Here is a 21,587-nt window from a genome sequence, read left to right on the forward strand (position 1 = left end):
CTGTTTTATGAAGCCTTTCCTGTTAAGAGCTTTTCCACATTATCCGTTGCCGCCTCTTCGTCTTTTCCTTCACAGATCACTGTAACTTCTTCTCCATTGTTAAGGCCAAGACTCATCATACCCATGATGCTTTTAGCGTTCACTCTTTTACTTCCGCTCTCCAGATATACCGTGCTCTCATATTGACTCGCCACCTGCACAAGAAGCGCTACCGGTCTTGCTTCTAATCCGTTGGAAAGTTCGATTTTTACAGACTTCTTAATCATTTACTTCTCCTCCTTATTATCACGAATTCCTTCCGCAATTTCACTTAACTTTCTCAGTCTATGGTTCATACCCGACTTCCCTACCGGTGGATTCAGGTATTGGCCCAGCTCCTTCAGGCTTGCATCAGGATACTCCATCCGTACTTCCGCAGCTTCTCTCAAGCTGTCCTGCAGTCCTTTCAGACCAATCGTTTTCTGGATCAGTATAATATCTTCCGTCTGCTTCGCCGACGCATTCACTGTCTTTGTGATATTGGCTGTCTCACAATTCACCCTTCTGTTGATCGAATTGCGCATTTCCTTGACAATACGCAGATTCTCCAGGTTCATCAAAGAAACATGAGCCCCTGTAACATTCAATAAGTCAACAATGCCGGAGCCCTCTTTCATATACACTACAAAATGATTTTTTCTGACAATAATTCTGGATTCTATCGCAAAATCTCTGATCGTTTCCTGAAGCTGCAGCGCCTGTGTCTCTGTTCCGCATACAAACTCCAGGTGATAACTTTTCTCAGGGTCGCTCATCGAGCCGACCGCCAGAAAAGCGCCTCTCAGAAATGCACGCCTGCAACAGGCATTCTTGATCAGGAGAGGATTGACAATATCTGTTCTCTGACTCATCTCACCGGAAGCATTCAGCAATTTGAACGCCTGCAGCAGTTTTCTGGCCTGCTCCGTATCTCTCACCGTCAGAGAGCATGCCCCTCTCTCGATTACATCAGTACATATATTAAATGATTTCTTGAACAATGTAAAGCATTTTCTTATGACTTGTTCATTTTCGCTCTGAATGGAAAGAGAGGTATCACCCTCTCTGTTTTTCCATATCCTTCCGCTGTAACAAAATATAACTGCCAGTTCCGCAATCTGACAGTGACGGGAAGAACTGATATGTTCTGCCAGTTCTTCCTTTACTTCACCGGAAAAAGACATGCTGCCTCTCCTATATCCCGTTTTTAATATCTCTGTGTTGAATGGTCAGACCATAGTTTCCCTGATTCTTTAATCTGCTGTACAGCTCATTGGCCAATGTCACACTTCTGTGCTTGCCTCCCGTGCAGCCGATTCCCACGATCAACTGATACTTGCCCTCTTTCACATAGTTTGGAATCAGAAACAACAGCATGTCCGTCAACTTTTGTATGAACTGCTCCGCTTCCGCAAAACTCATCACATAATTTTGCACCGGCTTCTCATTGCCCGTCAGATGCTTTAAATTCTCTATATAGAAAGGATTGGGAAGAAATCTGACGTCAAATACCAGGTCCGCATCCGAAGGAATCCCGTTTTTAAAGCCAAAGGACATGACAGTTACCATCAGGCTGTTGTATTCTTCATTCTTGACAAAGATGCGATCCAGTTCTTCTTTCAATTCTCTCGTAAGCAGATTGGAAGTATCAATAATATAATCGGCCTTCTTTTTCATGCTCTCCAGCACTTTGCGCTCCCGCCGGATGCCGTCCTCCACTCTGCCGCCCTTATAGGAGGTGAGAGGGTGCATCCTCCGGCTTTCCTTGTAACGCCTGATCAGAACACCGTCGCTTGCCTCCATAAACAGAATCTCAAACTTATAACCATTATTTTTCAGACTCTCAAACCGCTCTCCCACATGGGCAAAGGACTGATCCGCACGCACGTCCAGTCCGAGTGCGACTTTCGAGATCTCTTTATTCGGCACTGCGATCAACTCGACAAACTTTTCCAGGAGAGGGATTGGCAGATTATCAACACAGAAAAAGCCCATATCTTCTAACATTTTCAATGCTGTTCTCTTACCGCCGCCACTCATTCCGGTCACTATGACAAATCGCATATCCTATCACTTCCTCAGATTCAGGCTGAAATTTCCCAATGTAACAATCTCCGGCTCCAGTACCACGCCAAATTTCGCCCTGACACGTTCCTGTACCTCTGACATCAGCTCTATGATGTCTTCCGATGTAGCAGTCCCCGTGTTGATCAGGAACCCGCAGTGCTTTTCCGACACCTGCGCGCCGCCAACCCGATACCCGCGCAGGCCGCTGTCCATAATCAGTTTTCCTGCATAGTATCCCTCCGGACGTTTAAAAGTGCTGCCGCCGCTTGGATACTCCAAAGGCTGCTTCGCTTTACGCCTGGCAGCAAAATCTTCCATCTTCGCACGGATACTTTCCTTCTCTCCTTCTGTCAGCCGCAGCACTGCCTTAGTCACTACAAAAGGGCGGTTCCTGATGACACTCGTCCGATACCCGAATTCCATCGTATCGCAGTCCAGTTCCATCTCTTCTCCCCGCTCGTTGAGGACCGTCACACTCTCGACGATCTGCTTCATCTCACCGTCATAGGCGCCCGCATTCATCACGATGCCTCCACCCACGCTGCCGGGAATACCGGAGGCAAATTCCATTCCGGTCAGCCCTTCTTCCATCGCTCTTTTTGCCGTCTGGGCAAGAAGGGCTCCCGCCTCCACCCGGACCCGGTTTCCTTCCACATCAATACGGCTCATTCCGGTTCCGATCTGAATGATGACTCCGTCATATCCCTGGTCACTCACAAGAAGGTTGGTACCGTTTCCCAATATAAAGTAATCATTTTCGGTCTCTCTCAGGTAAAAGAGTAGCTTCCGAAGCTGTTCCTCGTCATTGACCTGAACGAGCGCCGCCGCCTCGCCGCCCGTGCGAAAGCTGGTGTGTCGGTTCATTGGTTCCTGTAATTTTATATTTTCTGCCGGCAGTATAGACGCCATATAATCTTTCAAAGCCTGATTCACTGTCTTCACCCACGTTTTTTTCAGCATATGCCGCTTTTCTTATTTTATGCTAACTTATTCAAGCACCAGTTTGGCCGCGCCACAGATGCCTGCGTCGTTCCCCAGCGTGGCAAGTTCGAATTTTGCTTCTCTGCTGCCATGGAACACATATTTTTTATAATTTTTCTCAATGAAGGAGAACAGAATATCACCGGCCTTCGATACGCCGCCGCCGATGACAAACGCTTCCGGATTGGCGACACAGGCGATGGCTGCAAGCCCCTTGCCCAGATATACGCCAAATTCTTCTGCGATTTCAATCGCCACGGCGTCCCCTGCCTTAACTGCATCGAACACCGTCTTGGCAGACACTTCCCCGTGACGAAGTACGGAGTCCTCTGTCGTCGCCTCCAGTCTGCGATGTGCCAGTCTGACGATGCCGGTAGCGGAAGCATACTGCTCCAGACAACCATGATTGCCGCAGCCACACTCGTCTGCCTCTCCATCCTGCATATGGATATGTCCAATCTCTCCACCTGAACCGTTGGAGCCTTCCAGTGCATGTCCGTCGATAATAACTCCGCCGCCTACGCCTGTGCCGAGCGTTACGAGCACCAGATTGCGGTATCCCTGTCCGCCGCCCTTCCACATCTCACCGAGAGCTGCCACATTGGCGTCATTGCCGGCACGCACCGGCAGTCCGCACAGTTCACTCAGTGTATCCTGAAGATTAAATGTTCCCCAGCCCAGATTAACCGCCACATGCACAACTCCGTCTTTGTCGATCGGGCCCGGGGCGCCGATTCCCACGCCGCAGACTTCTTCTTTGTCGATCCCTTTTTCTTCCAGTTTCTTATTAAGCGCCTGCGCAACGTCAGGCAGAATCATCTCTCCGTTGTTTTCTGTCCGCGTAGGAATTTCCCATTTTTCCAGAATTGTCCCTTCTTTGTCAAACAGGCCAAGTTTAACTGTAGTTCCGCCTACATCCACCCCAAAACAATACTTTTTCATAGCATATCTCCTTTTTTCGTCTGCCCTGTATCTTTTTATCCACTGTACGCAACATGCGTATTATTCGTATTCTTCTTCCCGTTTTTTCGCCAGGGAGTTCTGTACTCTCGCATACAATTCCTGCGCGGCATTGTAACCCATCTTTTTCTGTCTGTGATTGACGGCTGCAGATTCACAGATGATCGCCAGATTCCGCCCGGGACGGATCGGAATGTTATGGCATACGATCTTATTTCCAAGATATTCCGTATATTCCTCTTCCAGACCAAGTCTGTCATATTCTTTGTCTTTGTCCCACTCCTCCAGTCTGATCACCAGATCGATAGACTGGGTGTCTTTAACGCTGGACACACCGAAAAGCATCTTCACGTCCACGATGCCAATGCCTCTCAGCTCAATGAAATGTTTCGTAATATCCGGCGCAGAGCCGATCAGCGTCTCGTCGCTGACTTTTCTCAGCTCTACCACGTCATCGGTGACAAGACGATGCCCTCTCTTGATCAGCTCCAGCGCAGCCTCAGACTTGCCGATGCCACTCTCACCTGTAATGAGCACGCCTTCGCCGTATACGTCGACAAGAACGCCATGCACAGAGATACAGGGGGCAAGTTTTACATTCAGCCAGCGGATGATCTCCGCAGTAAATGCGGAAGTACCTTTTTTCGTCATCATCAGCGGCACATTATGTTTGACCGCCAACTCCTTGAACAGGTCATCCGGCCGCAGTTCACGGCAGAACACAACGCCCGGAACATCACTGGAAAGAAACTTCGTATAAATTTCTTTTTTCCGCTCTTCTTCCAGACTTGCCATATAGGAATACTCGACAAAACCGATGATCTGCAGACGCGTAGCGTCAAAATGTTCAAAATAACCTGCCAGCTGAAGCGCCGGTCTGTTAATATCCGGCTGTGTGATCTTATTCCCTTTGATGTCGATCTCCGGAGTCAGATTTTCCAGCTTCATTTTCTCGATGATCCTTGACAGTTTTACAACTGACATACCTCTACCCCCTGTCCTTCATATCAATCATTAATAAATCTACCTGAACTCATTATGTCCAGTGTATCATAAACAATAATTCATATCAATTTTTCTCATGGAAAAATTGATAGATTTCACCTGCGCTGCGCTCATTGATCTCCGGTATCAGACATAGCTGCTCCACGCTGGCGTTGCGAATATCGTCCAGCGACTTAAAGTGTCGCATCAGTGCCTTCCTTCTGACTGGCCCCACGCCGGGAATGTCATCCAGCACGCTCTTAATCTGGCTCTTATTCCTCAGCGACCGATGATAGGTTATGGCAAACCGATGCGCCTCATCCTGTATCCTTGTGATCAGTTTAAAGCCTTCCGATCTGTGATCGATGGGAATCTCTTCATTGTTATAGTACAGGCCCCGCGTTCGGTGATTGTCATCCTTGACCATACCGCACACCGGAATCCGCAGCCCCAGCTCCCGGAGCACTTCAAGCGCTATATTAACCTGTCCCTTGCCTCCATCCATCAAAAGCAGGCTGGGAAACTTCGTAAAACTGCCCAGGTCCTGATCGAGATTTTTCTCCCTGCGGGCAGACGCTTCCGTCATTCCGTGCACAAATCTGCGTTCCAGCACTTCCTTCATACAGGCATAATCGTCCGGGCCGCTGACAGACCGGATCCTGAACTTGCGGTAGTCGCTGCGCTTCGCTTTTCCTTTTTCATAGACGACCATCGAACCGACATTTTCAAAACCGCTGATATTGGAAATATCAAATGCCTCCATCCGGTCGATTTCCGGCAGCCCCAGCAGAGAAGCGATCTCCTTCACCGCTCCGATCGTCCGGCCCTCTTCTCTTTTAATACGCTCTCTGTCATGCTGCAATACAAGAGATGCGTTATGGGCAGCCAGTTCCACCAGTTTTTCTTTGGAACCGATCTTTGGCACCCGAATATGCACACGACCGCCTCTCTTTTCCGACAGCCATGTTTCTATCATGCGCATATCCCCGATCTCTTCCTGTAACATCAACTCACGGGGAATAAAGGGCGTTCCGGAATAAAACTGCTTGACAAAGCTCTCCAGAATCTCCATTCTGGCCGTATCTACCACATTTGTCATATAGAAATGCTCTCTGCCGATCAGTCTGCCGCCACGCACAAAGAATACCTGTACGACTGCGTCCGCTTCCTCTTTCGCCAGCGCAATGATGTCCTTGTCCTCTCCGGCACTGTCTGTGATCTTCTGTTTCTGTGCGACCGATTTCACACTCTGTATAAGCTCCCGGTACGAAATCGCTTCCTCAAAATCCAGATTTTCCGACGCTTCCGTCATTTTTACTTCCAGTTCCTTTATGATCGGACCATAACTGCCGTTTAGAAAATCCAGCGCTTTCTCAATCTGGCTGCCATATTCTTCCTCCGGAATATTACCCTGACAGGGCGCCATACACCTGCCGATATGATGATTCAGGCACGGTCTGTCCGCCCCGAAGTCCCGCGGAAATTTTTTATGACAGGTACGCAGCATATAGAGCTTATTGATCAGCTCGATGGTATCTTTCACTGAGGCCGCACTCGTGTATGGTCCAAAATACCTCGATCTGTCTTTTTTCATTTCTCTGGAAAACAAAACGCGCGGATAGGCCTCCCCCACAGTCACTTTAATATAAGGATAGGTTTTGTCATCTTTCAAAAGAGTATTATATTTCGGACTGTGCTCTTTGATCAGATTATTTTCCAGTACAAGCGCCTCCAGCTCCGAATCCGTGACAATGTATTCAAAATGGTCGATCAGACTGACCATTTTGTCGATCTGTGGTCCCCGGCCGATATTCGGGCGAAAGTAGGAGCGAACACGGTTATGGAGATTAACCGCCTTTCCCACATACAATATCGTATCATTACTGTCGTGCATCAGATAGACACCCGGTTGTTTCGGCAGCTTTTTCAATTCTTCTTCAATTTGAAACATGGACTCCCCCTTGCACGCGAAAACTGCTGCAAAAAGTGCAGCAGTTTTGTTCCCTATTGTTCCATATCCGGAGTATCTGTCTTCTCCTGCTCCGCATCACCCGCCGACGAAGCCGCGCCGCCTGTGTCAGACACTTGCGTCTGTTCGGTTCCCGGTATATTCCCCGGTGCAGGCGCATTCTCACTGCCCGGGACGTGCATATTCCCGGATGCAGACCCGCTTCCCGGCACAGGTCCATTCCCTGGCATTGGCCCGCCGCCCGGTATCGGCCTGTTATCCGGCATTGGCCTGTTCCCTGGCATCGGCACATCTCCCGGTGCCGGTCTGTGACCCGGCATCGGCCTGTTCCCTGGCATCGGCACATCTCCCGGCGCCGGTCTGTGACCCGGCATCGGCATTTTTCCCGGCATTGGCCTGCTGCCCCACGAAGGATTCTCCTGTACAATAATTCTCTGTGGTACCGGCTGAACAGGCACTTTCTCTTTCTTTATTTCTTCTTTTATTTTTTCTCTTTTCTCTTCTTTCCTGTCTCCGGCCTTGCCGCCGTTTTTGCCGCCGTTTTTCTCCTCGTCCTCCGGCTCCGGTATCCCTTTGATCTCACGGAATATTTTCATAAATTCCTTGCCGGTGATCGTTTCTTTTTTAATCAGGAAATCCGCCAGTTTATCCATGACTTTACGGTTTTCTTTTAACAGCTTTTTCGCCTCTTTATAGCTTTCCTTCAGCGTCCGCATTACTTCTTCATCCACGTCCGCCGCCGTGGCATCCGCACAGTTCATCACAGTACGTCCGTCCAGATAACGGCTTTCCACTGACTCCAGCCCCATCAGGCCGAACTTCTTGCTCATACCGTACTGTGTCACCATACTTCTGGCAATACCGGTCGCTTTCTCAATATCATTGGCCGCACCCGTCGTCACCGTGTCAAATACAATCTCTTCCGCCGCCCGGCCTCCCAGAAGGCCTACCAGCATATCATGAAGCTCCGCCTGCGTGTTCAGATATTTTTCCTCTTCCGGTACGTGCATGACATAGCCAAGCGCCCCCATCGTACGCGGGACGATCGTGATTTTCTGTACCGGTTCCGAATTTTTCTGGAGCGCACTGATCAGCGCATGCCCCACCTCATGATAGGACACGATCTTGCGCTCTTCCTTGCTCATAATGCGGTCTTTTTTCTCTTTGCCGACGAGGACCACTTCCACCGCATTGAACAGGTCTTTCTGGCATACGTATTCCCTGCCCTCTTTGACCGCATTGATGGCTGCCTCATTGATCATATTGGCAAGATCGGACCCGACCGCGCCGCTCGTCGCCAGCGCAATGGCGTCCAGATCTACCGTCTCATCCATTTTCACGTCTTTCGCGTGTACTTTTAAAATCTCCACACGGCCCTTCAGATCCGGTTTGTCTACAATGATCCGTCTGTCAAAACGTCCCGGACGAAGCAGTGCCTTGTCCAGAATTTCCGGTCTGTTCGTCGCCCCCAGGATCAGGATACCCTTGGAGGAATCGAAACCGTCCATCTCTGACAGCAGCTGATTCAGCGTCTGTTCTCTCTCTTCATTGCCACCGCCGTATTTCGAATCTCTGCTGCGGCCGATGGCATCAATCTCATCAATGAAAATGATACACGGCGCATTTTTGTTCGCTTCCTTAAACAGATCACGCACACGGGAAGCGCCCACGCCCACATATAACTCGATAAAGTCAGAACCTGTCAACGAAAAGAACGGCACATGCGCTTCACCCGCCACTGCCTTTGCAAGCAGCGTCTTCCCTGTTCCCGGAGGGCCGACAAGAAGCGCTCCCTTGGGCAGTCTGGCGCCGATCTGTACATAGCGCCCCGGATTGTGCAAAAAGTCCACGACTTCCTGTAAAGACTCTTTTGCCTCATCCTCCCCGGCCACATCTTTAAATGTCACACCGGTTTCTTTCTGCACATATACTTTGGCATTGCTCTTACCGACCCCCATCGGTCCGCCGCCGGACATCTTGCGGAACAGAAAACTCAGCAGGATCCAGCACAGAGCGATCGGCAGCACATAGGTCACAAGGATCGAAAGCAGAAAGCTGGAATTATCCGGAATATCTCCCACAATCTCCACATCGTACTTCAGAAGCCTCTGTGTCAGCATCCCGTCCTCTTCCACTTTGCCCGTATAGTACGTGATCACCGGCGTCTGGATCAGCCCTTCCTTCTGTTCCGGCTGTTTTGGTTTGATTGTGATCTGGTCGGTACCGATCTCCACACTCTCGACCTGTCCGTCTTCCACCATATCAATAAATTCGTTATAAGGGATTTCCTTATTGGTGGCATTGTTTAACACTTTCATAAAATAGCTCATGCAAAACAGCGTTACGAGAGCTGCCACAAGCAGAATCAAAAGACTTTGCCGTCCCGGCTCGCCCGGCCCGCCATTTCTGTTCCCGCCATTGTTTCCGCCTCTATTTGCATTGTTTCCATTATTCCCGTTGTTTCCGCTGCTCCCATTCCCGTATTGATTGAAGTTTCCGTTACCCATATTTTCTTTCACCTTTACCTTCTGTCTTTCATTTGTCTGAAAGACTATCATTTCTATTATAGAGACAGCTCTTTCATAAATCAAGTTCCATAAAATGAAAAAACAATTAAAATAAGGAAAATTTTCATACGAAACAGTAGTTTTTTCTCACCTCGCATGATACAATTTATAATTATTGAGGAGGAAATCACTATGCCAGTAAAATACGTATTCGTAACCGGCGGTGTTGTATCCGGTCTGGGAAAAGGCATTACCGCCGCATCTTTAGGAAGACTGTTAAAAGCCCGCGGTTATAAAGTGACCATGCAGAAATTTGACCCATATATTAACATTGACCCGGGGACTATGAACCCGATCCAGCACGGAGAAGTATTTGTAACAGACGACGGCGCGGAGACCGATCTGGATCTCGGCCATTATGAACGTTTTATCGATGAGAGTCTGGATAAAAATTCCAATGTGACGACAGGCAAAGTGTATTGGTCCGTCCTGCAAAAAGAACGACGCGGCGACTATGGCGGAGGCACCGTTCAGGTTATCCCGCATATCACAAATGAGATCAAGAGCCGCTTTTACCGCAATTTTACCGACAAGGAGACCCGCATCGCTATCATTGAAGTCGGCGGTACGGTCGGCGATATTGAAAGCCAGCCCTTTCTGGAATCGATCCGGCAGTTCCAGCACGAAGTGGGCAGAAAAAATGCAATCCTCATCCATGTCACTTTGATTCCCTATCTGCGCGCTTCACAGGAGATGAAGACAAAGCCGACGCAGGGCAGCGTCAAAGAATTACAGGGGATGGGTATTCAGCCGGATATTATCGTATGCAGAAGCGAATATCCTCTCGATCAGGGACTCAAGGATAAGATCGCTCTGTTCTGCAATGTGCCAAATAATTATGTGCTGCAAAATCTCGACGTGGAATATTTGTACGAAGCGCCTCTGGCTATGGAGAAAGAACATCTTGCACAGGTGGCCTGTGAATGCCTTGGTCTCGACTGTCCGCAACCGGATCTGAAAGACTGGGAAGAAATGGTACAGGCGCTGCGCTCTCCGACACAGGAAGTTACGATCGCTCTTGTCGGAAAATATATTCAGCTTCATGACGCTTACATCAGTGTTGTGGAAGCGCTCAAGCATGGCGGCATCGCTCAGAGAGCGACTGTCAACATCAAGTGGGTCGATTCTGAGACCGTGACAGACGAGAATGTCTCCTCTCTCTTATCCGATGTCAATGGCGTTCTCGTTCCCGGCGGATTTGGCTGCCGCGGCATCGAAGGCAAAATCAAAGCCATCACCTATGCCCGGGAGAACAAGGTCCCCTATCTTGGTCTCTGTCTTGGTATGCAGCTTGCCATCGTGGAATTTGTAAGAAATGTGATTGGATATGCGGACGCACACAGTGTGGAACTGAATCCTTCCACAACGCATCCTGTCATCGCCCTGATGCCGGATCAAAATGGTGTGGAGGACATCGGCGGTACACTGCGTCTTGGTTCCTATCCCTGTGTTCTGGATAAAGATTCACTGGCCTACTCTCTCTATCAGCAGGAGACCATTCACGAAAGACACAGACACCGTTATGAAGTCAACAATGACTTCCGGGAAATCCTCAGCGAGAAAGGTATGGCGTTATCCGGTCTCTCGCCTGACGGCAGGATCGTGGAGATGTGCGAACTGCCAGGGCATCCTTTCTTTATCGCCACACAGGCACACCCGGAATTAAAATCCAGACCGAACCGCCCCCATCCGCTTTTCAAAGGCTTTATTGAGGCGGCTCTGCGCAATAAGAATGTATAGGAACTATAACTTTTTCAGGAAGTTACCGCTGATATTGACCCCCTCATTTGCCACGATAAAGGCATGGGGGTCATGTTTTTTTATAATGTATCTCAAATGCGCCAGCTCATATTTAGACAGCAGAATATAGAGAACCTGCTTGTCCTCCTCCGTATAGGCCCCCTTAGCACTCCATCTCGTCACGCCTCTCACCAGATGCCGCATGATGTCTTTTTCCATCTCCTCATTTTTCTCGCTCGTCACGACCTTTACTTCCACATTAATGTTCTGCGAATGCAGCCTGTCTACCGCCATCGAATTGACCGCGGCATAGATCAGCGAATAGATGACCGTCGGCACATCAAACAGAAACAGACAGATACCATATAAGATACCATTCACAATCAGGTTTAATTTACCGATGCTGAAATTTTTCTTCTTTTTGATCAGCGCCAATCCCAAAATATCCATGCCACCGCCGGAGCACCCCATCCGCAGCGGAATCCCAATGCCTGCACCGCAGATAATCCCACCGATCAGACAGGAAGCCAGAATATCCTCCCCCATGATCGGTTCCGGCGGAATCGGGATCACTGACAAAAATAATGTCATTGCCGATACACAGATGATCGTCTTGACAAAAAAGCGTTTGCTGATACTGCGCACCGCGACCACAAACAATGGCACATTCAAAAGATAATAGATAACGCCGGCAATATCCACACTGCCAAATGACAGCCCGCAATAACGCTGCAATACCGTACGGATCACCTGACAGAATCCCATCAGGCCGCCGCTGTACAGTCCTACCGGGACAACAAACAGATTCATCCCGATGGCATAGAGCAGAACCCCTGCGAGGCCTCCCAGAAGCAGCCTGCCCTGTGCCAGCAGGAACTGTCTGTCCGCTAACTTTTCTATATTTTTATTCATTGCATTTTTACCCTCCTGTAATCACTCCCGCGTCAGCAAAATCAAGCGCTCTCAAAACTGCCTGACTTTCCGTATATTATATCACATCACTTTCACGAATAACAGACAACGCCTGAAAATCGCACTCTATCCGTTCTGATGAATATCATAATTAATAAAATGACGAAAATTGAAATATAGGAGCGATTTCATGTATCTCATCTCTTCTCTCCTTTTTGCATGTTCCGTCAACATTGACGCTTTCCTTGTAGGTATGTCCTATGGGATACGAAAAATACACATTACTTTTCTGCAAAACCTGATTATCAGCCTGATCTCCCTTGCCGGCACTTTTTTCTCACTCTTTCTCGGAAGTCGGCTTCTGGTCTTTCTCCCTGATTTTCTCGCTGACTACATGGGCAGCGGTATTCTTCTCGCCCTGGGAATCTATTATATCATCAAGGCCTTCTCCGCGCCGGAGAACAGCCTCCACGCTGAAAGTCTGCGTACAACGCTTCCCATGAAAGAGGTGCTGCTGCTCGGGAGCGCCCTCTCTCTCAATAATATCGGCATTGGTATTGGTGTGGGCATTTCCGGTATTCTGCTGCTGCCCGCGGCAGTTATCACCTTCGTTACATCCGCTCTTTTTTTGCTGACCGGTAACCATCTTGGAAACACTTCACTCTTACGCCTGTCAAGCTGCTATGCCGACCTGCTTTCCGGTGTGATGCTGCTCATACTGGCCATGTGCGGGTTTGTGATATGACAGGATAATCTTTCCATGCCCGTATTTACCCCTTTACGTTTGTCATACCTGACGTTTCTATGGAGAGATACCCAACTGTGGACAGGTTACAAAACCACAAGCGCCCCAAATGATCGCTTCTCACATCATTTGGGACGCCCGAACGCCTCACTGTTCTCTGATTTCACTCATTCTTGTTTACGCTTCCGGCCAACACGCCTGCCAGTTCCTCCAACTGCGCCACATTCTCCGACTTCATCGCTGATTTGATCGTCACGACTGGCTCTGCGACTGTAATTTCCTTCATCGTCTCCAGAAGCGCCCGCATTTCCTTCGCAGCACATGGTCCCCAGGAACCATTTTCAATCAAAGCGACCATCCTCTTCTGATAATTCTTCGCCTTCAGATGACGCAGCAATGTCTCCATCGCCGGGAACAGGCCACTGTCATAAGAAACCGCCGCCAGTACAAGCCTGTCATAACAAAAGGCATTGCTTACGGCCTCGTGGAGATCATCACGACAAAGGTCGCACATTGCCACTTCTTTTACACCGTTTTCCTGCAAAAGATCTCTCAGTTTCAACGCTGCATCCCTAGTATGACCATAGATGGAAGCATAGGCAATAAAGACCCCTGCCTTTTCCGGTGCATAACTGCTCCAGATATTGTATTTGTCCATATAATAGCCGAGATTTTCTGTCAATACCGGCCCGTGCAAAGAACAGATCGCCGATATGGAAAGACCGGACAATTTTTTAAGCAATGCCTGCACCTGTACGCCGTACTTCCCACATATATTGATATAATAGCGTCTCGCTTCCCGTGCCCACTCCTCGTCTGCATCCCGCGTGCCAAACTTTCCGAAAGCGTCCGCGCTGAACATGATCTGCTCGGACTGCTCATATGTTACAAGTACTTCCGGCCAGTGTACCATCGCTGCCGTATAAAACTGCAGAGTATGAGAACCAAGCGAAAGTGTATCACCCTCTTTGACCGTTTCCGTGCGCCCCTGCATGTCCCCGTCAAAAAACTGATCTAACATGCGCACTGCTATCGTGCTGGCCACAATCTTCATATCCGGAAATCTGTCTGCCAGTTCCCGGATACTGCCGCCATGATCCGGCTCCATATGCTGTACAATCAGATAATCCACCTTCCTGCCGTTCAGCGCCTGGTCAAGCTCGTGAAGCCACTGCCCGGTCACGTGCGCATCGACCGTGTCCATAACAGCCACTTTCTCATCCAATATCACATAGGAGTTATATGCCATTCCTTTTTCGATTTCATATTGTCCTTCAAAAAGTGTGATCTCTCTGTCGTCGATCCCTATATTTATAATTGATTCCGTTACTTTTTGCATCAGCGTGATTCTCCTTCCATTCCCTTCTCTGATCTTTCGCGGCTATTATAGCATAAATAAGTATTCCCTACAATATGGCACAAAAATAAGTAAACCGCCTTGTTTCCTCACAGGAACAGACGGCTTACCTCGTATCTATTATTTTTCTTCCACTCTCTTCAGATAATAAAACCCATAACCGGGAATATTGACGCCACTGGCCTGACCGATCACAGAACCGGTAAGCATATCTTTATAATCCCCGTCGGTCTCGTTAATCCATGCCGTCTTGTCATACTCGCTAAAGTTAAACAATCCGATAACTTTCTCCCCGCCATATGCCCGGCAGATGCAGAGCACGCCCGGCTCCCAGGTCTCGACCGTCCATGTGGCAGCGTCTGTCACAAAGACACGCTCCCTCTTTCGTATCTCTTCCAGTTGGCCAAGCCTCTGGAACAACTGCCCCTGCACAGTCATCAGGTCGGTAATATTTTCCGCCAGCTTCCAGTTCATCGCACCACGGTGCAGGTATCTGGAATCCGCCTCCTTGGCAGGATCCTCCCTGTAGCTGTAATCATTGAGCTGTCCGATCTCATCTCCACTGTAAAGGACCGGAATCCCTGACTGCATAAACATATAAGCATGAAGCATCACATCCATCTGTATGGCGCTTTTCATCATTGCCTCGTTGTGCTCGGACTGCGCCCGCTCAATGCCGCACATGGAAGCAGTCGTTCCGCAAAATCTCGCATCGCCCGTCACCAGGTCCTCATTATAAAGTTCTCCCCGGCTGTTGCTGCTGCCCGTATAGCCACGGAAATAATCATTCAGATACTTTTTATGGGAGACCTCTCCGATCCCCTCTGTCATCAGAGTGCCATAATCCAGACCCCAGCCTATATCATCATGACACCGCAGATAATTGAGGAATACATAATCTTTCGGCAGAGAATTTACAATATCCAACTGTTTTTTTAACAGACGTACGTCTCTCGCCGCCACCGTATGCCAGGTAGTCGCCATCGTCGTCACATTATACAGCATATGGCATTCCGGTTTCTCGACCGTTCCGAAATAAGGCACTACTTTCTCCGGCTCCATCACGACCTCGCCCAGAAGCAGAATGCCCGGGCAGACAATCTCGCCGATCATACGCATCATGCGGACGATCGTATGTACCTGCGGCAAGTTCCTGCACTGTGTCCCCAACTGTTTCCAAATATATGGCACAGCGTCAATACGGATGATGTCCACGCCCCGGTTAGCCAGATACAGGAAGTTGTACATCATCTCGTTGAACACCCGCGGATTGCGATAATTCAGATCCCACTGATAAGGATAGAAAGTCGTCATCACATAATGCCCAATTTCCGGCAGCCAGGTGAAATTGCCCGGGGCAGTTGTCGGAAACACTTGCGGTACCGTCTCTTCATACCAGTTTGGGATCTGGTCATTATCATAGAAGAAATACCGGCTCATGTATTCCCCCTCACCCTGTCTGGCCCGCTTCGCCCATCTGTGATCCTCTGATGTGTGATTCATCACAAAATCCATGCAGACATTGATATTTTTTCGATGGCATTTCTCTGTCAGAGCCTCCAGATCTTCCATCGTCCCCAGCTTTTCCTGTACTTTCCGGAAATCAGCCACCGCATATCCACCGTCTGACCTTCCCTCTACCGTCTCCAGAAAAGGCATAAGGTGAATATAATTCACATTGCACTTCTCGATATAATCGAGCTTATCCTGGACCCCTTTGATTGTACCGCCGAAATTGTCAATATAAAACATCATCCCCAACATATCATTGCTTTTATACCAGTTGGGATCTTCCTCTCTCTTCCTGTCTAACGTATGCAGATCCTGATTTCTGTCCTCATAAAAACTGTGCATATTTTCACACAATTCCGCGAACATTCCATCATTATCATACAGCTCCATGTACAGCCATTTTAATTCGTCAAAATGTCTGTCATATCGTTCTCTGTAAATTTTTTCCTGATTTTTTAACATAATATGGCCCCCATCAGACGTTTTTACCATTATATTACAATTTCTCTATCAAGGCAAACCAGGAATCATATTCGCACTCCGGTATGGGCAATACCACGCCTGCCGCCATAAGCGCATCTCCCGTATACTCCGCATCACCAAGCCTGTAGACAGCTTCCGCCTCAAGCCCCTTCAGTTTTACACGCAGAGGCTTTGGATTTCCATGCAGATCTGTAAAGATCACGCTCAGGGAAACTTTTGACTTGTCTTTTGACACATAACTCCAAGCGGTAAAATCATGATTTTCATAAGGCGAAGACAAACGGTAATAGTCGCCGCTCTGGAACAGCCCATGATGTTTTCTGTAAAAATCAGCCTGCTCCTTTGCTTCTTCCAGCTCTTCCGCAGACAGATGATTCAGGTCAAGCTCATATCCAAATGCCCCCTGCATCGCACAGATACCACGAGTCTTAAAAGGCGTGATTCTGCCATTTTGATGATTCGGGCAGACGGACACATGAGCCGCCACGGCCGACATCGGATAGCCGAAAGAAGTTCCATAATGAATGCGGAGCCGTTCGATAGCATCCGTGTTGTCACTGCACCAGATCTGCGGCGTATAATACAGCATCCCTGCATCAAACCGTCCGCCTCCGCCACAGCAGCCCTCCAGCAATACATCCGGATAGCGCTGCGTCACATACTCCAATAACTCATACAACCCTAATACATAGCGGTATCTCACTGCGCCCTGACTTAGCGACGGCGCATAACCGCTGAAAACATTTTCCAGACTTCTGTTCACGTCCCATTTCATATAGCTGATGTCTGCCGACTGCAGGACAGTGTCGATGGCATCCCGCAGATATGCGATCACATCTCTTCTGGACAGATCAAGCACCAGTTGATTTCTGGAGCGTACCGGGTCTCTGTCAGGAATGACCATCACCCAGTCTGGATGATTGCGGTACAGCTCACTGTCCTCCGAAACCATCTCAAACTCTACCCAGATGCCGAACATAAGCCCCAGCTTCCTGACCTCGTCCACCAGTTCCTTCAGAGAACAGCCGAGTTTACGTTCGTTGACCTGCCAGTCCCCAAGGCCGGAATTGTCATCATCCCGTTTCCCAAACCAGCCGTCATCCAGCACAAGCATGTCAAGCCCGATAGCCCGTGCCTGTCTGGCAATCTCCAAAAGTTTCTCTCCGTTAAATTCAAAATAAGTCGCTTCCCAGTTGTTTACAAGAATCGGACGTCTTTTATTTTTCCAGCTGCTCCTGATCAGGCTCGTCTCATACGCATCGGTAATATCGTGCGACAGATCGGTCAGCCCTCTGTCTGTGAAGCAAAGAACAGCCTCCGGTGTGATGAAAGATTCTCCCTGTTCGAGAATCCATTCAAACTCGTCATCGTCGATACCACCTGCGATGCGCACCTGATCCAGCTGATCAACTTCTGTCTGAATGCGGAAACCACCGCTGTACAGCAGAGAGATGCCATAGCATTTCCCGTAGTCCTCTGTCGCATCTTTATCACAGAGGATCACAAAAGGATTGTGCTGATGGCTGGACATCCCCCGCATACTCGATACTTCCGAGATGCCGTGCATCAGTTTGGTCCGCTCAAATTGTCTTTCCCATTGATGCTTGCCATAAAAATGAATCAGTTCTTTATCATTTTCCAAAAAATCCAGTGCGAAGCTCATGGCGCGGTGAATATGCAGCGGTGCTTTTCCTCTGTTATAGATAACCGCCGTGCGTGTGATCACATTGGCTTTCTCCAACACTCCATAGAGCAATGTAACATAGATCTCTTCATATAAATCTTTGAGGACGACCTCCAATGTCTCCGCACTGTCTTCTTGTGCCTCAAACATTGCCGGCAATCCCTGTAGTCCATATTTCCCCTTAGTTATCTTATGTGAGTGATAACGAAGATCCAGTGCGGGAACCTGTCCGGATATTCCGGCTTTCAATGCCTTGATCCGATAATCTCCGTTCCCATGCACCGGATATTCCAGAGGGTAACAATCCATAGAATACGTTCTCTCGTCTCCTGCCTCTGCCGGCTGACCGGAAAAACCATGGTCAGCCGGAACGATCAGATACGAAAAATCGGTTCCCTGGGCACGGACACCAAAATACGTATGCAGCAAATTTCGGTATTTGTCTACTTTCATTTGGTATGTGCTCTTTGTGGTATGCAGCGTAAATATCTTGTCTTTCTCATTAATACTGATTGCCATATGATTGCCCTCTCACATATCAAATCTGTTCTGTCTTTCAATCATTCTTACTGTCTTAATAATATTACTATTTTACGGCTCCGTTTACAACACCGTTCAAGATCTGTTTCTGGCAGATAATATAGAATAAAAGGATCGGAATCAATGCCAACAGGTAAGAAGCGAATGCCAGGTTATAGTTTGTACCAAACTGTGTCTGGAAATTCAGCTGTGCCAGCGGCAGCGTATTTTTTCCGGTACCGGACATAATGACAAGCGGTGTCATAACATCGTTCCATGTGCTCATAGCCGTCAGTACCGCAACGGTTGCGTGCATCGGCTTCATGATCGGGAATACGATCGACCAGTATGTCCGCCAGGTGGAAGCGCCGTCCACACGCGCCGCCTCTTCCAGGGCGATCGGAATATTCGTCAAATACCCTTTGTAGAGCATCATGTTCAATGGCATGTAAAATACGACATACAGCAGGATAACCCCCAGTCTGTTGGCGATGCCCATCTGCGCCGTCTGTTTTACTAGAGGCATCATCAAAATTGCAAAAGGAACAAACATACCGCTCACGATATACAGATAGATTACATTGTAAGTCTTGCTTCTGATCATGCTGCGACCGATCGCATAGCCTGCCAGACCATGAATGACAATCGCGATTACCACCGTTGCCATTGTCAGCAGAAGGCTGTTACCAAGCGAATTCCAGAAATCAGTCACACGCATTGCCTCCGAAAAGTTCGCGAAACTCCACTGTGCCGGAAATGCAAGCGCTCCGGCAATATCGTTTGTCATTTCCGTAGGCTGCTTGAAAGCGATGATTACAGCCATATATAAAGGAAAGAATATCGTAATGCATCCGAGAATCAGCAAAATAGTAACCGGCCAATTTACGGCTGCTGTCTGTTTATTATGCTTTTTCATCACAGCTGTTCCTCCTTCTTACCAGTAGCTGTCATCTGAATGACAGAGATTGCAACGATCACGACAAAGAATACAAAGGCATTCGCACTCTGGAATCCGAACTGTCCGCCGCTCATACCGTTATTGTAGATCAGGTAGGAGATCGACTCCGTACTCTGGGAAGGACCACCCTTTGTGAGAGCCATGACCTGATCGAATACCATCAGGAAGTTCTTCATGCACAGTACCATGTTGATACTGAAAAATGGGATGATCAGCGGGAATGTAAGGCTCTTAAACTGTTTCCAGCCTGTTACGCCGTCGATGGCACCCGCCTCGTATACATCCTCCGGAACTGTCTGCAAACCGGAAATATAAATGATCGTGTTCATAGCGATTGCCTGCCAGCATCCAACGACAACAATCGCGATCCATGCCTTATCTGTACTGGAAAGCATACTGCTGCTGATCGCTTCGATCCCCATGCTCTGTCCGATAACCGGAAGCACATATGTAAAGAAGAAACTGAAGATATAGCCAATGACAAGCCCCCCCAGCACGTTTGGAATGAAGTAGACGCCGCGCATTACGCTCTTTCCCTTGATCTTGCCATTCAGTCCCAGTGCAAGCAGCAAACTGATAATATTGGTGATGATGGTACCCACTACGGCATACTTAAATGTGAACAGATAGGATTTGCCGACTCTGGCGTCTCCTACAAGGTCTGCATAGTTTCTCATACCTACCCACTCATAGGAACCATAACCCTTGAAATTTGTAAAGCTGTACATAAACCCTTTGATCAGCGGCAGCGTATTAAAGCAGAAGAACAGCGCCACTGCTACGATCGTAATGATCATAAATGTTCTTTTTCTGTCTTGTGCACCTTTTGAAATCATCAATCCTCGCTCCCTTCTGTCATCTTTTCCGGATGTTCGCTGTAGAATTTCTGCACTTTTGCGATCAGGTCTCTGTTATATCTCGCCCATTCCGCATCAAATTTCTGCAAAAATGTATCTACGCTGCTATCACTCTCATCCATCAAAAACGTCTGGATCATAGCGTCTACCGCCATTTCAGCCGGATAATGATGATCCTGATAGTCTGCCATACGGTCGTTTTCAATATATTCTTTCATGCCATCAAGCATAGGCGGAAGTACGAAATCGCCCTTCTTACACGGCACCGCGCTTTGATCGTCCAGATAGATCTGAATATTTTCATCCTCATACAGGAAGTCCAATACTTCATAGACCGCTTCTATATTTTCACAGCCTGCCATCACTGACCACTGAAGATCGTTACCGGAGTTGAGAAGATTCTCTTCCGGATTATTGCTGCCCGGGAATACAAAAGAGTCGATATTGATATCCGGATTGACAGATTTGATCTGCGGAACGGCATAGCTGCCGATCACATACATCGCGGATTCCCCTCTTGCGAATGCGGTACATGCGTCATTATAGCTGTAGGCAAACGGATCACTCTGTGCATACGGAAGCAGGGATTTCGTAATCTCCGCTACCGGACGGTAAGCATCCGCAAACTTTGCCTTACCGGAATTGACCTGGGAACAGGTATCTGACGGCGCTACGTCAACGCAGATCGCATTCCAGGGTGCCAGACACGTCCATGTATCCTTGAATCCGAAATACAACGGCTGGATTCCTGCTGCCTGAATATCGCTGCACAGTTGATAAAATTCATCCAGTGTTGTCGGAATCGTCCATCCATGTTCATCAAAAATATCCTTATTATAGAGTACACCGGCCGCATTTGCCATATAAGGTACCGCATATACTCCGTCGTACGGAATAAACTCCAGCTCCTTGGCCGTTCTCAAATATGACTCCTTAATATCTTTCAATCCTTCATAGTCCGATATATCCATTAACATATCCGAGTCCAAAAAGTTAGAATAGTTAATGTCTCCGCCGATACCGATAATATCCGGATAGTCCTCTCTGATAAATCTGGTCTTAATGATCGTCATTGCATCATTCGGAGAATCGATCACCAGCTCAATATCATCGTGTGTCGCGTTGAACTTCTCCTCCAGTTGTTCAAATGCCTTGACAGCCTCCGGTTTGTACTGCACGATCTCCACCCTTACTTTCCCGTCAGCATTTTCGGCGCCGCATCCTGACAGTGCAGCCGACGCCGCTATGACGGCGGACATGCACAGTACCGCAGA

17 protein-coding genes are annotated in these 21,587 nt (G+C 48.4%); 2 read left to right on the forward strand and 15 right to left on the reverse strand.

Going from position 1 to position 21,587, the window contains the following annotated elements:
- Nucleotides 1-5: 5 nt before the first annotated feature.
- From V1224_14540 to ftsH, 8 genes are all read right to left on the reverse strand, one after another.
- Nucleotides 6-266, reverse strand: a complete 261-nt coding sequence (locus V1224_14540) for an HPr family phosphocarrier protein (protein WWR15672.1) — start codon at nt 264-266, stop codon at nt 6-8.
- A complete protein-coding gene (gene whiA / locus V1224_14545; GenBank protein WWR15673.1) occupies nt 267-1,202 on the reverse strand; it encodes a DNA-binding protein WhiA in 936 nt (311 codons plus the stop codon).
- A gap of 10 nt (nt 1,203-1,212) precedes the next feature.
- On the reverse strand, nt 1,213-2,082 hold the full coding sequence (gene rapZ / locus V1224_14550) for an RNase adapter RapZ (GenBank protein ID WWR15674.1): 870 nt from the start codon (nt 2,080-2,082) through the stop codon (nt 1,213-1,215).
- A 6-nt stretch (nt 2,083-2,088) separates the two neighbouring features.
- Complete coding sequence (murB, locus tag V1224_14555; GenBank protein ID WWR15675.1) at nt 2,089-3,045, reverse strand: UDP-N-acetylmuramate dehydrogenase; 957 nt, start codon at nt 3,043-3,045, stop codon at nt 2,089-2,091.
- A gap of 27 nt (nt 3,046-3,072) precedes the next feature.
- Nucleotides 3,073-4,008, reverse strand: a complete 936-nt coding sequence (locus V1224_14560) for an ROK family glucokinase (GenBank protein WWR15676.1) — start codon at nt 4,006-4,008, stop codon at nt 3,073-3,075.
- A 60-nt stretch (nt 4,009-4,068) separates the two neighbouring features.
- On the reverse strand, nt 4,069-5,010 hold the full coding sequence (gene hprK / locus V1224_14565) for an HPr(Ser) kinase/phosphatase (GenBank protein ID WWR15677.1): 942 nt from the start codon (nt 5,008-5,010) through the stop codon (nt 4,069-4,071).
- Between the two features lie 85 nt (nt 5,011-5,095).
- Complete coding sequence (gene uvrC, locus V1224_14570; protein WWR15678.1) at nt 5,096-6,961, reverse strand: excinuclease ABC subunit UvrC; 1,866 nt, start codon at nt 6,959-6,961, stop codon at nt 5,096-5,098.
- A 53-nt stretch (nt 6,962-7,014) separates the two neighbouring features.
- Complete coding sequence (gene ftsH, locus V1224_14575; GenBank protein ID WWR17496.1) at nt 7,015-9,486, reverse strand: ATP-dependent zinc metalloprotease FtsH; 2,472 nt, start codon at nt 9,484-9,486, stop codon at nt 7,015-7,017.
- A gap of 192 nt (nt 9,487-9,678) precedes the next feature.
- On the opposite strand from ftsH, the gene V1224_14580 reads away from it, so the two are divergent.
- Nucleotides 9,679-11,286 (forward strand): CTP synthase, encoded by a 1,608-nt coding sequence (locus tag V1224_14580; protein WWR15679.1) that lies wholly within the window; start codon nt 9,679-9,681, stop codon nt 11,284-11,286.
- A gap of 3 nt (nt 11,287-11,289) precedes the next feature.
- Here the strand turns inward: V1224_14580 and V1224_14585 are convergent, their stop codons facing one another.
- Nucleotides 11,290-12,198 carry a YitT family protein gene (locus V1224_14585; GenBank protein WWR15680.1) on the reverse strand — a complete coding sequence of 303 codons (909 nt, stop codon included), beginning with the start codon at nt 12,196-12,198 and terminating at the stop codon, nt 11,290-11,292.
- Nucleotides 12,199-12,388: 190 nt separating this feature from the next.
- On the opposite strand from V1224_14585, the gene V1224_14590 reads away from it, so the two are divergent.
- Nucleotides 12,389-12,943 carry a manganese efflux pump gene (locus tag V1224_14590; GenBank protein ID WWR15681.1) on the forward strand — a complete coding sequence of 185 codons (555 nt, stop codon included), beginning with the start codon at nt 12,389-12,391 and terminating at the stop codon, nt 12,941-12,943.
- 163 nt (nt 12,944-13,106) lie between these two features.
- Here V1224_14590 and V1224_14595 read toward each other — a convergent pair whose 3' ends face one another.
- From V1224_14595 to V1224_14620, 6 genes are all read right to left on the reverse strand, one after another.
- On the reverse strand, nt 13,107-14,282 hold the full coding sequence (locus V1224_14595; GenBank protein WWR15682.1) for an FprA family A-type flavoprotein: 1,176 nt from the start codon (nt 14,280-14,282) through the stop codon (nt 13,107-13,109).
- A gap of 138 nt (nt 14,283-14,420) precedes the next feature.
- Nucleotides 14,421-16,274, reverse strand: coding sequence for an amylosucrase (locus V1224_14600; protein ID WWR15683.1), 1,854 nt, complete (start codon nt 16,272-16,274; stop codon nt 14,421-14,423).
- Nucleotides 16,275-16,308: 34 nt separating this feature from the next.
- On the reverse strand, nt 16,309-18,498 hold the full coding sequence (locus V1224_14605; GenBank protein ID WWR15684.1) for an alpha-galactosidase: 2,190 nt from the start codon (nt 18,496-18,498) through the stop codon (nt 16,309-16,311).
- Nucleotides 18,499-18,565: 67 nt separating this feature from the next.
- Nucleotides 18,566-19,414, reverse strand: coding sequence for a carbohydrate ABC transporter permease (locus V1224_14610; GenBank protein ID WWR15685.1), 849 nt, complete (start codon nt 19,412-19,414; stop codon nt 18,566-18,568).
- Complete coding sequence (locus V1224_14615; GenBank protein WWR15686.1) at nt 19,414-20,292, reverse strand: sugar ABC transporter permease; 879 nt, start codon at nt 20,290-20,292, stop codon at nt 19,414-19,416. The genes V1224_14610 and V1224_14615 overlap by 1 nt, the downstream gene beginning before the upstream one ends.
- The gene (locus V1224_14620; protein ID WWR17497.1) at nt 20,292-21,572 is read right to left on the reverse strand and encodes an extracellular solute-binding protein; all 1,281 of its coding nucleotides are present in this window, start codon (nt 21,570-21,572) and stop codon (nt 20,292-20,294) included. Before V1224_14620 ends, V1224_14615 begins: the two co-directional genes overlap by 1 nt.
- Nucleotides 21,573-21,587: the final 15 nt, after the last annotated feature.

The sequence above is a fragment of the Lachnospiraceae bacterium JLR.KK008 genome (genome assembly GCA_037015955.1).
In the GTDB taxonomy this organism is placed as follows: domain Bacteria; phylum Bacillota; class Clostridia; order Lachnospirales; family Lachnospiraceae; genus VSOB01.